Origin of the sequence: Azonexus sp. (genome assembly GCF_041909095.1) — a bacterium.
In the GTDB taxonomy this organism is placed as follows: Bacteria; Pseudomonadota; Gammaproteobacteria; order Burkholderiales; family Rhodocyclaceae; genus Azonexus.
In genome coordinates, this window is record NZ_JAYREB010000011.1 from 23,858 (window position 1) to 38,547 (window position 14,690).

The window sequence follows — 14,690 nt, forward strand, 5'->3', positions numbered from 1 at the left end:
CTGACTGGATGAACGGTAGCTGCCGATCCGTTTATTCAAATTAGTAATAACAAGATGATGATACGTTCTTAGTTGAGAATTAAGCCCTTGCTACAATGCGCTCCATTCGACAATCCCTGCGGATTACCCAGCAATGACCCAACGCAAGACACTCTCCCACCTTGACTGGCTGGAAGCCGAAGCCATCCACATCATGCGCGAAGTGGCCGGCCAGTGCGCTAACCCGGTGCTGCTCTTCTCCGGCGGCAAGGACTCGATCTGCATGCTGCGCATCGCCGAAAAGGCCTTCCGCCCGGGCAAGTTCCCTTTCCCGCTCATGCACATCGACACCGGCCACAACTACCAGGAAGTGGTCGCCTTCCGCGACAAGCGCGCCGCCGAACTGGGCGAGCGCCTGATCGTCCGCTCCGTCGAAGACTCGATGCAGCGCGGCACCGTCGTCCTCAAGCACGAAGGCGAATCGCGCAACAAGCACCAGTCGGTGACGCTACTCGAAGCCATCGAGGAATTCGGTTTCGACGCCTGCATCGGCGGCGCGCGGCGCGACGAGGAAAAGGCGCGCGCCAAGGAACGCATCATGAGCTTCCGCGACGAGTTCGGCCAATGGGACCCGAAGAACCAGCGCCCGGAACTGTGGAACCTGTACAACGCCCGCAGCCATAAAGGCGAGAACATCCGCGCCTTCCCGATCTCGAACTGGACGGAAATGGACGTCTGGCAATACATCGAGCGCGAGAAGCTGGAACTGCCGAGCATCTACTTCGCCCACACCCGCCCGGTGGTCATCCGACAAGGCGCCATCGTACCGGTCAATGTGCCGCTCGTCTCCGGCGAGCTGACCAACCTGCCCAAGGCCGGTGAACAGATCATCGACAAGCTGGTACGCTTCCGCACCGTCGGCGACATCTCCTGCACGGCGCCGGTCGAATCGGACGCCGACACGGTCGAAAAGATCGTCGTCGAAACCGCCACCACCACCATCACCGAGCGCGGCGCCACGCGTCTGGACGACCAGACCAGCGAAGCCTCGATGGAACAACGCAAAAAAGAAGGCTACTTCTAAAGCTCACCGCAGAGGCGCAGAGAATGCCAAGGAACGCAGAGAGAATCCTCTGCGAAACGCTGCGTCCTCTGCGTCTCTGCGGTGAAAACAAGGATTTGACATGAGCACACACATCGAAGACCACGGCCTGCTACGCTTTCTGACCTGCGGCAGCGTCGACGACGGCAAGAGCACCCTGATCGGGCGCCTGCTGTTCGACACCAAGACCATCCTCGCCGACACCCTGAACGCCATCGAGAAGACCTCGCAGAAGCGCGGCCTCGGCGCGGTCGACCTGTCGCTGCTCACCGACGGCCTGCAAGCCGAGCGCGAACAGGGCATCACCATCGACGTAGCCTACCGCTACTTCAGCACCGGCACGCGCAAGTACATCATCGCCGACGCGCCGGGCCACGAGCAGTACACCCGCAACATGGTCACCGCCGCGTCCACCGCCAACCTCGCCATCATCCTCATCGATGCGCGCAAGGGCGTGCTGACGCAGACCCGCCGCCATTCCAAGCTGGCGTCGCTGGTGGGCATCCCGCACCTGGTCGTCGCCATCAACAAGATGGACCTGGTCGATTATTCGCAGGAAACCTACGAGAAGATCAAGGCCGATTACCTCGAATTCGCCGCCAAGGTCGGCATCGAAGACATCCGCTTCATCCCGCTGTCGGCGCTGAACGGCGACATGATCGTCGAGCGCGGCGACCGCCTGGACTGGTACGACGGCCCGACCCTGATGGAAATCCTCGAAGCTGCCCCGGCCGCCCATACCGAGCACGCCGAGCCCTTCCGTTTCCCGGTCCAGTACGTCTGCCGCCCGCAGGATTCCGCCAACCCCGAGCTGCACGACTACCGCGGCTTCATGGGCCGCGTCGAATCCGGTGCCATCAAGGTCGGCGACCAGGTCACCGTGCTGCCCAACGGCCTGGAATCAACCGTCAAGGCCGTGCAGATCGGCGGCGTCGACATCGGCGCCGCCTTCACCGAGCAATCGGTGACCATCCTGCTCGCCGACGAAATCGACTGCTCGCGCGGCGACATGATCGTCAAGACCGCCGAAGCACCGGCCGCCGTCAAGGAAATCCGCGCTACCGTCTGCTGGCTGGCCGAAGCGCCCCTGGATCGCGCCCGCACCTACCTGATCCGCCACACGACGCGCGACTCCAAGGCCAAGCTGACCGGCATCGATCACCGCCTCGACGTGAACACCCTGGAAAAGGTCGCCGCCGACAAGCTGGCGATGAACGACATCGCCGAAGTGACTTTCAAGCTGGCGCAGCCGCTGTTCGTCGACCCCTACACCGAGAACCGCGGCACCGGCGCCTTCATCGTCATTGATGAGAGCAGCAACAATACGGTGGGCGCCGGGATGATTCTCTGAAGCACTTCCCGCAAACACCCGGCCGGCAGCCCGTTCAAGGCGAGCCGGCTTTTTTTCGTCCTGCCATTCCGCCGCTTTCGCGGTTAACATACTGTCAAATTCCTTGCCACAATCGCCATGAACGTTCTGATCGTCGATGACAATGCCTCAATGCGCAGCCTGCTGGCCACCCTGCTTGCCAGCCAGGGGCATCAGGTCGTCGGGCAACTCGAGGACGGCAACGGGGTGATCGAGGCGATCCGCCGCACGCGCCCGGCGGTCGTCTGCCTCGACTACCTGCTGCCGGGCCGCGACGGCCTCGACATCCTGGCCGAGATCAACAGCGGTTTTCCGGAGATCGACGTCGTCTTCATGACCGCCTGCGAGGACGAGGCGATCGAGCAGCGGGCGGCCGATCACGGCGCCGCCGGCTTCCTGCGCAAGCCTTTCGGCCAGAAGCAGGTGCTCGACGAACTGCAACAGATTGCCGCCGCGCGGCAGGCGGCGCAAGCCGGCAGCAACCCAACGCCGGCCACAACGGCAGCGCCAGGCAACGTGAGCCCTGCACCAGCGCCGCGCCGGGAAAACGGCGGCCGGCCGAGCGCCGTCATCGTCGACGACAACGCTTCGATCCGCCTGCTGCTCAAGGGCGTCGTCAGCGAACTCGGCCTCGACGTCGTCGCCCAGGCGGCGAACGGCGAGGAAGCGATCCGCGCCGCCCTGCAGCACCAGCCGCAGGTGCTCTTCCTCGACGTCAACATGCCGGTCCTTTCGGGCCTCGACGCGCTGCCGAAAATCCGCGCCGCCAGCCCGGAGACGGCGGTCGTCATGGTCACCGGCGACACTTCGCGCAAGCTGGTCGAACAGGTGGCGGCGCTCGGCGCGCGCGGCTACGTGGTGAAGCCGATCCGTCCGGCCTACGTCGAGAATTTCCTGAAGAGGTTGTTCACCCCATGATCGCACGCCAGGAAGGAAGGTCCGCATGACCCTGATGATCGATTTTCCCTTCCCCGGCACCGCGGCCTGGGTGGAACACTTCAAGGAAGTCGAGCTGCCCATCCTGCGCCTGACTTCGACCCGCCTGGCCGAACTGCGCGACAGCGCCGACGTCATCAACACCCGCGAGCTGGCCAACATCATCGTCCATGACCCGCTGATGACCTTGCGCATCTTCCGTTTCATGAAGGAAAACCGCTCGCGCAGCCAGAACGCTGAGATCACGACGATCGAACGTTCGCTGATGATGATCGGCACGCAGCGCTTCTACGATAGCTGCCAGGACCTGCCGATCATCGAGCACCAGCTCAAGACCTACCCAAAGGCGATGCTCGGCCTGCTCAAGGTCATCGCCCGTTCGCGCCAGGCATCGATCTGGGCGCGCGACTGGGCACTGCTGCGCCAGAACACCCGCTTCGAGGAAATCTCGCTGGCGGCGCTGCTTCACGACTTCGTCGAAATCCTCATGCACTGCTTTGCCCCCAGCCTGGCGACGACGGTGCGCGAGCGCCTGGCCTCGCATCCCGGGTTGCGCACGCGGGCGATCCAGGAAGAGGTCTTCGGCGCCCCGCCGCAGGAGATCATGCGCGAACTGATCGGTCTCTGGGGCCTGCCGGAACTGCTGCTGTCGCTGCTCGACCCGGCCAATGCCGACATCGCCAACGTGCGCAACGTCAATCTCGCTGTCGACCTCGCCCGCCACACCGCGACCGGCTGGCAAAACCCTGCCCTGCCGGATGACTTGCTGGCAATCAGCGAACTGGTGCACCTCGACCGCGGCAACCTGCTCGAACGGGTCGGTGCCCCGGAAGAGATGGTTCTTGCCGCACGTGCGGCGGAAGGCGGCTGAGCCGGCCCGCTCAGCGCATTTCGTCGAGCAGTTGCAGCAGGCGCGCCGCGGCCTCGTCCAGACTGCGTTGCAGACGCGGATCGGCGACCGGCGGCTGACGCAGGAACCCCAGGTAGGTCGCGCCATTCTCGGTATAGACGGCGAGCCGCCACGGCAGGAAGAGCCCGGCGCGCAGATCGTCGCTCAGCAATTGCTCGGCCTGGCGCCAGCCGATGATGTCGTAGATCGCGTAGTCCTCGTCGAAGCCGTTGTCGCGGCGCGCCAGCGCGGCGCCCAAGTCGTGCACGGCGAGCACGCTCAGCCCCAGGCGTTGCACCGCCGGCTCCAGTTCGAAGAGGATTTCCTGAAACGACTTGCTGCTTTCGACGACGTGATACACGGCGGGCTTCCCGAAAAAATCCGGTGCGCACTGTAGCCGATTGCGCCGGCCGCGCCAATCAGCCGGCGAGCGCGGCGGCCAGTCGCTCGTAGCCGCCATCGACGCTGTAGACGCGGCTGAAGCGGAAATCGCAGAACATCTGTGCATAAACCTGGCTGGCGTTGCCGTGGTAGCAATAGATGATCAGCGGCGTTTCCCGGGACAGGCGGCCGAGCCAGGCCGCCACCCGCTCCATCTGCAAGTGGACCGCGCCATCGAGATGGCCCTGGCGATAGCTGGCCAGATCGCGTACGTCGAAAACCGTTGCCGCGGCGTCGCTACGGATCATCGCCGCCGCCGATGCGGGGGAGATGCACTGATAGCTCAAAGATTCACGGGGAAGCATGCGCTCTACAGGAAGTTGCAATGCCTGGATCAAGCAAGAGCGGCGCCAGCCCGGGCAGAGCCTTGCTGGCGCTTGCACCGCCTGCCGCAAGGCAATTTCCTGTCGCATCGCCGACAAACTCGCGGCAAAGGCGACAAGGGCAGCTGGTTCAGGCGAAGCTACCGAGCCGGCGGGTGATGCCGCTGAGGACTGCGTGAAAATCGCCCTGCCCGGACTGCGCCTCGAGCAAGGCGTCGAGTCCGTCGCGCACGGTGGCGATCAGCGCGCTCTCCTGTTGTTCGGTCAGGCCGAGATGGACGAACAGCTTTTCCAGGCTTTCTTCCATGGCATGAATTGCCAGGCGGGCACCGGTCAGCGACGACTGCTGGCGCCGGTCGAGCTGATCGAGCAAGCCCCGGATCTCGTCGAGGGTGCCGGCGATCAGGCTGGCTCCGGCCTGCCGACCGGATTCGTTGTGCAAGGCCTGCAGGCGGGCTTCGGCAGCCTCGGCGAGCAGCGCGACGTTGTCGCGGATGCGGCCGCAGCGCTCGTCGTCGGCCGGCGGCAGGTTGGTCAGCAGCAGCGAAATTTGCGGAAAGTTGACCACCATCCGGCGGTGGAAATTGACGATCCGCCCCATCTCCGCCAGATGCCTGAACGTCGCCTCGGCCAGTGGGTGGCCGTCCGGCAGGATGCGTGCCGATTGCCCCGCCGGCCGTAGCTGGACGGCACCCTCGAGGCCGTACTTGGCCAACGCATCAAGGACGACCTCGGCCAGTCGCTCCGCCGTTGCGCTCTCGTTGAATCCCTGCATCGCCTGCAGCAGCACGCCCATGTCACCCATGCTGCTCATCGCCGAAAAGGCGACGTTGCTCGCCGTCCCGACGCGCTCTTCCAGTTCGCAGCGCTCGCGCAGCAGCTCGACCAGTTCCGTGTTGCGCTGCTGCAGTTCTTCGGTGCGCTGCGCAACCTGTTGCGCCAGTTCGTCGCTGTGCGCCTGCAGGCGCAATTCGGCGCGCTTGCGGCCGGTGATGTTCTGCAAGGTTTCGATGGCGCCGATCAGTCGCCCGTCCGCGGCATGCAGCGGAGCGGCGGTGAAATACAGCCAGCAACCGCCGTCGCCCAGCGCAGGAAAGAAGCCCTCCGCTTCGTAAGCCCCGCTGACGATTGCCGAGGCCCGGCAATGCCCGGCTTCGTAACAAGCCATCGCCTGCTCGATTTCACCGGCGACGATGTAATCGGCGAGGATCGGTCGCGGCGCCGGGTAGAAGCCGCGCCAGTGATCGCTGCTGCCGATCATGCCGGCGGCCGACAGACCGGTGACCAGTTCGCAGGCACGGTTCCAGTGGGTGACGCGGTGTTCGGTGTCGATGACGAAGGTGGCCACCGGCGTTCCCTGCACCAGGGCGGCGATGCCGTAGCGGTCGGCGGCGTTTTCAGGGGCGTTCACTGGCTCACTCTCGGTCTAAATAATTAACAAAATCGCCGCTATTGTAAAACAACAAAATAAAACATCAATTTTGTTTTTTGTGGCACTTTAGACCGGATCGCCTTCCCTGGCCTGCCGGCCCTTGTGGCAAACTGGCGCCATGCATGCCCTTCCCCACCTTTCCACGCTCGACTGGCTGTCGCTGGCGGTCTTCTTCGCCTGCTGGGGCGGCTACGCCTGGTTTTCCGAACACAGTGCCGGCGGCGCCGGTGGCCTGATCCACACCAGCCAGCGCTACCGCCTCGACTGGGCCTACCGCATGCTGGAGCGCGACGTCCGCGTTACCGACTCGACGCTGATCGGCAATCTGATGACCAGCGTCTCCTTTTACGCCAACACCACCATCTACATCATCGCCGGCCTCGTCGCTGCGCTCGGTGCCGCCGACCAGTTGCTCGGCTTCGCCGCCGACCTGCCGTTTGCCGGGCCGGGCAGCCGCGAACTGCTGGAAATCAAGCTGATGCTGGTACTGGGCAGTTTTGTCTTCGCCTATTTCAAGTTCACCTGGTCGCTGCGCCAGTTCAACCTGCTTTCCATCCTGGTCGGCGCTGCCCCCACCGGTGCGGCCGGCGACCCCGCGATCGACCGCTACGCGCGCCGGGTGGCCGGCGCCAACACCCTGGCCGGCGACGATTTCAACCGCGGCATCCGCGGTTATTACTTTGGTCTCGCCGCCGCCGGCTGGCTGCTCCATCCGCTGCTCCTCGGCGGTCTGGCGCTCGCTGTCTGCATCATCCTCTACCGCCGCGACTACCGCTCGGCAGCGCTGGCCGTCCTGCGCGACAACGCCTGACGATGGCCGGCAAGACTGCGCTGGCCGGCATCGGCTACGGCCTGCTCGCCTATGGCATCTGGGGCTTCTTCCCGCTCTATTTCCATCAGCTGAACCATGTCGCACCGGCCGACATCCTGGTCAACCGCGCCCTCTGGGCCTGCGTCTTCGTCGGCCTGCTGCTGGCGGCGACGCGCCAGTGGGCGAAGGTCCGGGCAATCGTCGGCCGCCCCCGGCAACTGGCGATGCTGGCGCTGGCGGCGCTGCTGGTCGGCAGCAACTGGCTGGTCTTCCTGTGGGCGGTGGGGCAGCACCGGGTGGTCGAATCGAGCCTCGGCTATTTCCTGACGCCGCTGGTCAATGTGCTGCTCGGCCTGGTCTTCCTCAAGGAGCGGCTCAATCGCCTGGAATGGCTGGCAATCGGTCTGGCCAGCGCCGGCCTCGCCAACGAAATTGCCACGCTCGGCGGCCTGCCCTGGGTTTCGCTCTTCCTGGCCGGCAGCTTCGGCACCTACGGCCTGGTACGCAAGCAGATTCCGGTCGATGCGCTGTCCGGCCTCTTCCTCGAAACCCTGCTCATGCTGCCGCTCTGCCTGGCTTATGCGGCCTGGCAATGGCAGGCCGGGCACGCGGTGTTCATCGTCGAACCGTGGACCACCGGCGCCCTGCTCGGTGGCGCCGGCATCCTCACCGCGGCGCCGCTGATCGCCTTTGCTGCGGCGACGCAACGCCTCGATCTGGCGACCGTCGGCATGCTGATGTACATCAACCCGACGATGCAGTTCCTGACTGCGATTTACGTTTTCGGCGAGGCGCTGCAGCCGGAAAAACTGATCACCTTCGGCCTGATCTGGCTCGGCCTGCTGGTCTTCAGCGTGGCCATGTGGCGGCAGTTGCGACGCCGCCCGCCGGCCACGCCGGAAAAACTCAGCGGCTGACGCCGCCCTCGGCGATCGCCGCGGCGATGCCGCGCGAAATCGCCAGCTGCTCTTCCGCCGCCTGCTGGAACAGGGCCTTGCTCTGCTGCCAGCCGGCTTCGATCAGCGAACCGAACTGGCGTTGCGTCTCGGCCGCCAGAGCGCCGGACTGCCGGACGTACTGCCTGGTGTCGGCAAGCGACTGGGTGACGGCAGCCGAATAGTGCTGGAAGGCTGCGCTCCCTTCCAGTTGCGCGGCGACCGCCACACTTTCGCGCAGGCGTTCGAGCGAAGTACGCAGGCTGGCGACGTGCAGGTCGAAATAACGGCTGCTCGTTTCAAGCAGCAGCAGGCAAGTGGCGGAATAGGTCTCGGCTTGTCGCTGCAGCGACTCCGGAGCCGTCTTCATGAGGCGGGCATTCATTTTTTTCTCCGTGGGGTGGGGTGTACGTCTGATGGACATTATCCACACCGCCGGAAGGGAAAAAACCCGAGGAAACACCGGGAGCTTTCCGTAATTACCCGGATGCCGATATCGTCGAACGGCCGCCCAGACAATCCGGGCAGACGCCGTAAATCACCGGTACCGTGGCTTCGACGGCCGGCAGCGGAGCTTCGTAGCGATCCGGTTCGCACCAGCCGCCGGACGCCTTCAGCCGGTTGCAGATGCTGCAGCGGACGACGATGCGCCGGCTTCTCCCGGCACTGCCGACGGCAAATTCGATGCGCCGGGACAACGGTTCGGTACGCAGGGTGCGATGCTCCCAGCGCAACAGGCCGGAATTCTCCAGGGTCAGCCGCATTTCCATGAAGCGCCGCATGTCCGGCGAATCGCAGCGGTAGGTACGGCAGATCGGACGGCGCAGCATGCGCGCCGACTGCACCAGGCTGCGCACGTACATCCGCGTCACGTCGCCATGCACGAAACTGAGCAGGTTGCGGCCGAGGACCTTCTTCGCCTCGATGCCGTCGCCGCCGTTTTCCTGGGCGAAATCCTCCCAGCCCGGCGACACCTCGACGATCACGTCGCCGACGTCGAGCCAGTAGGAGAGGCCGAACTCCTCGCCGTCTGCGGGAAAACCACGGTCATCGCTCATTGCTGGCGCAACCACTGGATCGACTGGACCAGCTCGGCCAGCGAACTGGCGCGCATCTTCTCCATCACCTTGGCGCGGTGCTGTTCGACCGTCTTGACGCTGATCAGCAGTTCGTCGGCGATCAGCTTGTTGGCGCGGCCGGCGAGCATGCATTCGAGGACGTCGCGCTCACGGGCGGTCAGCTGGGCATAGCGCGCCTGCAGCGTGGAGCGCCGGAAACGCGCGCCCTGGCGCTGGCGGTAGAGTTCGACCGCCTGTTCGACACGGTCGAGCAGCACCTGTTCGGGAAAGGGTTTCTGCAGGAAATCGAGCGCGCCGGAACGCATCGCCTGGACCGCCGTCGGCACATCGGCATGACCGGAGATGAAGATGATCGGCGGCACCTCGTCGCGCTCGCGCAGGCGCTCCTGCAACCGGATGCCGGACATTCCCGGCAGGCGGACGTCGAGGACGAGACAGGCGCAGTGCAGCGCCCGCGGATCGTCGAGAAATTCGGCACAGCTTCCGTAATCGAGAACGCGCGCCCCCTGGGTCTCGATCAACAGTTTCAGCGATTCGCGAACGACGGCATCGTCGTCGATCACGCAAACCACTTCGAACGCCTGGTCAGCAGCCCGCATTTACCCCCTCCACCTTCCTTGACCGACCAACATTGGCCTGCAACGTGAAATTGAAGCATGTCCCCCGCTCGCCGACCGGCGATTCCGCCCAGATCTGACCGCCATGCCCCTCGATGACGGTGCGGCAGATTGCCAGGCCGACCCCCATGCCCTCCGGCTTCGAAGAGACGAAGGGCTCGAACATGGCAACGGCGACCGCCTCGTCGATCCCTTCGCCGTGATCGCGCACCTTGACCTGCAAAGCTTCGCCATCCCACAGCGAGGAAATCAGCAGCCGCCGCGGCCGGCTGAGCTTCTCGTCGTGCATCGCCTCGATGCCGTTGCGCAGCAGATTGAACAGTACCTGCTCGATCTGCAGGATGTCGAGTTCGATCTCCGGCAGGTCGGGCGCCAGATCGCAGACGATCTGGATGCCGGCGTTCGAGGCGTCGTTCTCGCACCAGCCGGCAACCCGGACGATCAGGCTGTTGAGGTCGGCGAGGCAGAAGCAGGGATCGGCGCGGCGCACGAAATCGCGGATGCGGCGGACGATCTCGCCGGCGCGCAGGGCCTGTTCGCTGATCACGCGCAGGGAGCGGGCAATGCTCTCGTCGCCAGGATCGCGGGCAAACTGCCGGACTACCAGCGAACTGTAGTTGCTGATCGCGGTGAGCGGCTGGTTGACCTCGTGCGCCAGCGCCGACAGCATTTCGCCGGCGGTCGCCATCCGTTCCAGGCGGAAGATGCGTTCGCGTTGCGTCGCCTCGCGCAGCTGGCGCATGCGGCTGCGATGGATGTCGCGGATGGCGCCGATCAGCCGCCCGACCGGCTCGCCACCGCGCTGGATCACTTTTGCCCGCAGCGCCATCCAGCGTTCGCCGCCGGCACATTCCAGCATCCGGAATTCGACCTGCAGGATCGGCTCGCTGCCCCTCAGGTGGGCCTGCAGGCGTACCGTCAGCATCTCCCGGTCATCCGCATGCACGCGATCCATCCAGCCGTCGGCGTCGAGGCCTTCATCCGCTTCCGGGTCATAACCGAGCATGCTGCTCAGGATCGGCGAGACGAAATGCGAACCGTCGCGCTGCAACGGCCAGTCGATCATCGCGTCGCCCGCCCCTTCGATCGCGAAGCGCCAGCGTGCCTCACTCTCCTGCAACTGCTGGAAGGTTCTCCAGTGCTCGGTGATGTCGCGCACCAGGGCGAGGATCAGCGACTGGCTGCGCAGACGGAAGTAGGAAAGCATCACCTCTGCCATGAACAGCGAACCGTCGCTGCGGCGATGCTGCCGCGCCCCGAGCATGGTCGGCCGGGAAACGAAAAGCAGCGGACTGGCCGTCGGCTCCAGCTGTTCCCAGCCCATCCTGACCAGCGCTTCGTGTTCGAGACCGTAGCAGCCCTGGGCGCAGCGGTTGGCGTCCACGATCATCCCCTGCATGTTGAGGATCAGGATCGGATAGGGCGAGGCCTCGAACAGCGACTGGTACTTGCGTTCGCTCTCGTTGTCGATGCGTTCGCGTTCGATCCGCTCGCTGATGTCGCGCAGCGCGATGGCGGCGTATTCGGCGCCGTCCTCACCGTGGAAGTAGCGGATCGCCAGTTCGACCGGAAAATGCCGCTCGCCACGACCGCGCTGGTAGCGTAGCGGAACGTAATCGCGATGCAGGGAGACGATCTCGTCGAGATAGCGCGTCTCCGAGAAACGCGTCGCGAAACTGGTGCCGATCAGCTGCTCCCGCGGCAGACCGTACAGACGACAGGCCGCCGGGTTCAGATCGACGATGCGGTAATCGTCGCAGGCAACAATCAGCAGCGGATCCCAGGCAACGGCAAGCAGTTCGCTGTAAGGGCGCGTGCCCAGCAGAGCGATTCCCGAATGCATGCCCTCAATCCGCGTCGAACGGCCTGTCGGCTGACAACTTGACACAGACGGCATAGCTGACGCCGTCCTCGCCCTTGAGCGGGAAACGCATCGCCTGGAAGTTGCGTTCGCCGCTCGCCAGCGGCAACACTTCGCTGGTGATCAGCAGGCCGTCGTTGCGGATGGCATCGAGATCGCGCTCGCGCAACAGGTTGCCAAGGCGGGCATCGAAGAGCTGCTGATCGGTCCGTCCCAGCACCGCCTCCGGTTTGATGCCGAAGATCTCGCCGAACTTGGGATTGACGTATTCGTAGCGGCCGGACAGATCCTTCACCGCCACCGCCGTCAGCGAATGACTCATCACCGCCCGCAGGCGCTGTTCGCTGTCGCGCAGACGGCGCTGCGCCTCGATCAGTTCCGACTCCTCGCTGAGCGTGATCACCGCCCCCGAGGATTCGCGCGACGACATCACCCGCGGCATCACGCGCAGCAGGTAATGGCGCCCTTCGTGGGCGAGCTGGCGTTCCTGGGAACGACGTTCGCGCAGGACCTCCTCGACCGTCGGCAGCAGTTCCGGGAAGTGCGCAACGCTCGACACCGCCCGCAGGCTGTCGCCGATCGCCCCCTGGCCCAGACTCAGCCACTGGGCGGCGGCGAGGTTGTAGCGGACCAGGCGCATCTGGTCGTTGACCACGAGAATGAGAAAACCGATGCTGTTCTGGATGTTTTCCAGGTCAGCATTGGCGTCGGCGAGTTCGGCGGTCTTGATCTGCAATTCCTCGTTGACCGTCGTCAGTTCCTCGTTGGTCGACTGCAACTCCTCGTTGGAGGCCTGCAGTTCCTCGTTGGAGGCCTGCAACTCCTCGTTGGAAGCCTGCAGTTCCTCGTTGAGCGCCTGCGTCTCCTCGTTCGAGGTTTCCAGTTCCTCGATCACCGTCTGCAGGTGTTCGCGGGTGGCAATCAGTTCGTCCTCGACGCTGCGCGCGCTGCCGGCCTCGCCGGGCGCCAGATGCTCGTCGTCAACCTGCTCGACCAGTTCGAAACCGACGAGGAAGGCATCCTCTCCCCCGGACAGCTTGAAATTGAGCGGCCGCACGGAAACCCGCGCACTGCTCCCACCGGTGCCGCGCAGGCGGCTCAGAACCTGGGTCTTGCGCTGGATCACCTGGTACAGGAGGGTCTGCACCTCGATCTTCCATTCCGGCCGGATCAGCGACAGCAGATTGAAGTCGGGACGCCCCGGCTGCAGGTTGAGAAAAGGCGAGACGTCGCCAAAGACGTGGCGGATGTCGAGCTGCGGCGAGACCACGACCGACGGCGACAGGCTGGCATCGATGACGGCGCTGAGCAGTTGTTCGTCCTGTCCCGGCAAGCGACCGCGCGCCACCGGCACCTTGGTTTCGGCGACGACCGTCGAACTGGAAGTCAGCATCTGGGTCGGCAGGCGCGAATCGCCGAGGCGCCGCCGGAACAGCTTGGCCTCGCGGGAAATCGATTCGAACAGGCCGTCGCGCTGATGCGCGGTTTCCGACTTGCCAAGGAAAAGCAGGCCGCGTGGCCGCAGCGCGTAATGGAAGGTAGACAGCACCTGCTCCTGCAGGCTGCCCTGAAAATAGATCAGGACGTTGCGGCAGGTGATCAGGTCGAGCCTCAGGAAAGGCGGATCCTGGACCAGATCCTGGCGGGCGAAGACGACCAGGTCGCGCAGCGACTTGTTGAACTCGAGGCTGCCCTCGCGGCGGATGAAATAGCGTTCCAGCAGCTCGACCGGCATCTCCGCCAGCGCCGACTCGGGATAGACGCCGCGCCGGGCGACCGCCATCGCGTTGAGGTCGATGTCGGTGGCGAAGATCTGGATGCGGTACGCGGAAATATCCTTGCCCAGCAGCTCGCTGACCAGGATGGCGATACTGTAGGCCTCCTCGCCGGTGGCGCAACCGGCAACCCAGATGCGGATTTCGTCGCCAGGCGATTTCTGGGCCAGCAATTCACCGAGCGGCTCACGCAGCGCGTTGAAGGCCAGCGGGTCGCGGAAGAAGGAGGTGACCGAAATCAGGATTTCCTTGCACAGCTGATTCAGCTCGTCGGGATTCTTCTCGGTCAGCTGCAGGTACTCCTCCAGCGTATGCACCCGGTTGCTCACCATGCGCCGCAGGATGCGCCGCCAGACAGTGGATTCCTTGTAGCCGGAAAAATCGACCCGGGCATACCGCATGACCTTCTGCAGCAGGCTGCGCAGCGTCGCCGGCACCGATCCGCCGGTCTCGGGCAGGGCGATCGCGCCCTGGGCGCGGACGATCACCTCGATTTCGGCGGCGATCTGCTCGGGCGTCATCACCCAGTTCACGCAATCGGTGTCGATCGCCGCCTGCGGCATGCCGGAATACTTGGCCGAACGCGGTTCCTGGGCAAAGACCAGGCCGCCCGACGCCTTGATCGCCCGGACGCCGACGGCGCCATCCGAGCCCGTCCCGGAGAGGACGACGCCGATTGCGTTTTCTCCACGGTCTTCGGCCAGCGAAGTGAAGAAGACATTGATCGACGGCTTGGGAATGACTTCCGCCGCCGGCTCGGTGAGCACGAAAACGCCGTCCTGCAGGACAATGTTGCGGTTCGGCGGCGTGATGTAGATGTGGTTGGGCTGCGGACTCTCGCCTTCGGCAGCCTCGCCGACCTGCATCAGGGTTTCCCGGGCAATCAGTTGCACCAGCATCGAACGGTGGTTCGGCGACATGTGCTGGACGATGACGTAACTGGCGCCGAGATTTTCCGGCAAGCGCGCGATCAGCGCCGACAGGGCTTCCAGACCGCCAGCCGAGGCACCGATGCCGACGACGAAATGGCGCGCGCCTAAGGCGTCCTGCGCGGGCCCCTCTTCCTTCGTGATTTCCCCTTTCAGGACTTCCCCGTCCATATTCCGCAATTCCCCGCCAGCAGGCCGTTAAGTTGTTTTCG

The 14,690-nt window shown here is 64.7% G+C and carries 14 protein-coding genes; 6 read left to right on the forward strand and 8 right to left on the reverse strand.

The genetic code is table 11. From position 1 onward, the window contains the following. The first annotated feature begins 133 nt into the window (after positions 1 to 133). From cysD to ACE3OV_RS16330, 4 genes are all read left to right on the forward strand, one after another. The gene (gene cysD, locus ACE3OV_RS16315) at positions 134 to 1,063 is read left to right on the forward strand and encodes a sulfate adenylyltransferase subunit CysD (protein ID WP_374328545.1); all 930 of its coding nucleotides are present in this window, start codon (positions 134 to 136) and stop codon (positions 1,061 to 1,063) included. A gap of 100 nt (positions 1,064 to 1,163) precedes the next feature. Next, entirely contained in the window at positions 1,164 to 2,432 is a 1,269-nt protein-coding gene (gene cysN / locus ACE3OV_RS16320; protein ID WP_374328546.1) for a sulfate adenylyltransferase subunit CysN, read from the forward strand. A gap of 117 nt (positions 2,433 to 2,549) precedes the next feature. After that, on the forward strand, positions 2,550 to 3,368 hold the full coding sequence (locus ACE3OV_RS16325; protein WP_374328547.1) for a response regulator transcription factor: 819 nt from the start codon (positions 2,550 to 2,552) through the stop codon (positions 3,366 to 3,368). Positions 3,369 to 3,393: 25 nt separating this feature from the next. Then, positions 3,394 to 4,257 (forward strand): HDOD domain-containing protein, encoded by an 864-nt coding sequence (locus ACE3OV_RS16330; protein WP_374328548.1) that lies wholly within the window; start codon positions 3,394 to 3,396, stop codon positions 4,255 to 4,257. Positions 4,258 to 4,267: 10 nt separating this feature from the next. Here ACE3OV_RS16330 and ACE3OV_RS16335 read toward each other — a convergent pair whose 3' ends face one another. Genes ACE3OV_RS16335 through ACE3OV_RS16345 form a run of 3 tightly spaced genes read right to left on the reverse strand, consistent with a single transcriptional unit; the run spans position 4,268 to position 6,450 of the window. Beyond that, positions 4,268 to 4,636, reverse strand: coding sequence for a DUF302 domain-containing protein (locus ACE3OV_RS16335; RefSeq protein WP_374328549.1), 369 nt, complete (start codon positions 4,634 to 4,636; stop codon positions 4,268 to 4,270). A 58-nt stretch (positions 4,637 to 4,694) separates the two neighbouring features. Further along, positions 4,695 to 5,129: a thiosulfate sulfurtransferase GlpE gene (locus ACE3OV_RS16340; protein ID WP_374328550.1), complete on the reverse strand. Its 435-nt coding sequence runs from the start codon at positions 5,127 to 5,129 to the stop codon at positions 4,695 to 4,697. A 40-nt stretch (positions 5,130 to 5,169) separates the two neighbouring features. Next, entirely contained in the window at positions 5,170 to 6,450 is a 1,281-nt protein-coding gene (locus ACE3OV_RS16345) for a PAS domain-containing protein (RefSeq protein ID WP_374328551.1), read from the reverse strand. A gap of 139 nt (positions 6,451 to 6,589) precedes the next feature. Here ACE3OV_RS16345 and ACE3OV_RS16350 point away from each other — a divergent pair, with 139 nt between their 5' ends. Both ACE3OV_RS16350 and rarD read left to right on the forward strand, forming a co-directional pair. Then, the gene (locus ACE3OV_RS16350) at positions 6,590 to 7,282 is read left to right on the forward strand and encodes a DUF599 domain-containing protein (protein ID WP_374328552.1); all 693 of its coding nucleotides are present in this window, start codon (positions 6,590 to 6,592) and stop codon (positions 7,280 to 7,282) included. Positions 7,283 to 7,284: 2 nt separating this feature from the next. Then, positions 7,285 to 8,199 carry an EamA family transporter RarD gene (gene rarD / locus ACE3OV_RS16355; RefSeq protein WP_374328553.1) on the forward strand — a complete coding sequence of 305 codons (915 nt, stop codon included), beginning with the start codon at positions 7,285 to 7,287 and terminating at the stop codon, positions 8,197 to 8,199. Here the strand turns inward: rarD and ACE3OV_RS16360 are convergent. The 5 genes from ACE3OV_RS16360 to ACE3OV_RS16380 form a co-directional block, all read right to left on the reverse strand. Beyond that, positions 8,189 to 8,602: a hypothetical protein gene (locus tag ACE3OV_RS16360; RefSeq protein WP_374328554.1), complete on the reverse strand. Its 414-nt coding sequence runs from the start codon at positions 8,600 to 8,602 to the stop codon at positions 8,189 to 8,191. The two genes, rarD and ACE3OV_RS16360, sit on opposite strands and share 11 nt — an antisense overlap. 94 nt (positions 8,603 to 8,696) lie before the next feature. After that, positions 8,697 to 9,275 (reverse strand): hypothetical protein, encoded by a 579-nt coding sequence (locus tag ACE3OV_RS16365; RefSeq protein WP_374328555.1) that lies wholly within the window; start codon positions 9,273 to 9,275, stop codon positions 8,697 to 8,699. Beyond that, entirely contained in the window at positions 9,272 to 9,895 is a 624-nt protein-coding gene (locus tag ACE3OV_RS16370; protein ID WP_374328556.1) for a response regulator transcription factor, read from the reverse strand. Before ACE3OV_RS16370 ends, ACE3OV_RS16365 begins: the two co-directional genes overlap by 4 nt. After that, entirely contained in the window at positions 9,882 to 11,756 is a 1,875-nt protein-coding gene (locus ACE3OV_RS16375; RefSeq protein WP_374328557.1) for a PAS domain S-box protein, read from the reverse strand. Before ACE3OV_RS16375 ends, ACE3OV_RS16370 begins: the two co-directional genes overlap by 14 nt. A 4-nt stretch (positions 11,757 to 11,760) precedes the next feature. Next, positions 11,761 to 14,649: a chemotaxis protein CheB gene (locus tag ACE3OV_RS16380; protein ID WP_374328558.1), complete on the reverse strand. Its 2,889-nt coding sequence runs from the start codon at positions 14,647 to 14,649 to the stop codon at positions 11,761 to 11,763. Positions 14,650 to 14,690 lie beyond the last annotated feature (41 nt).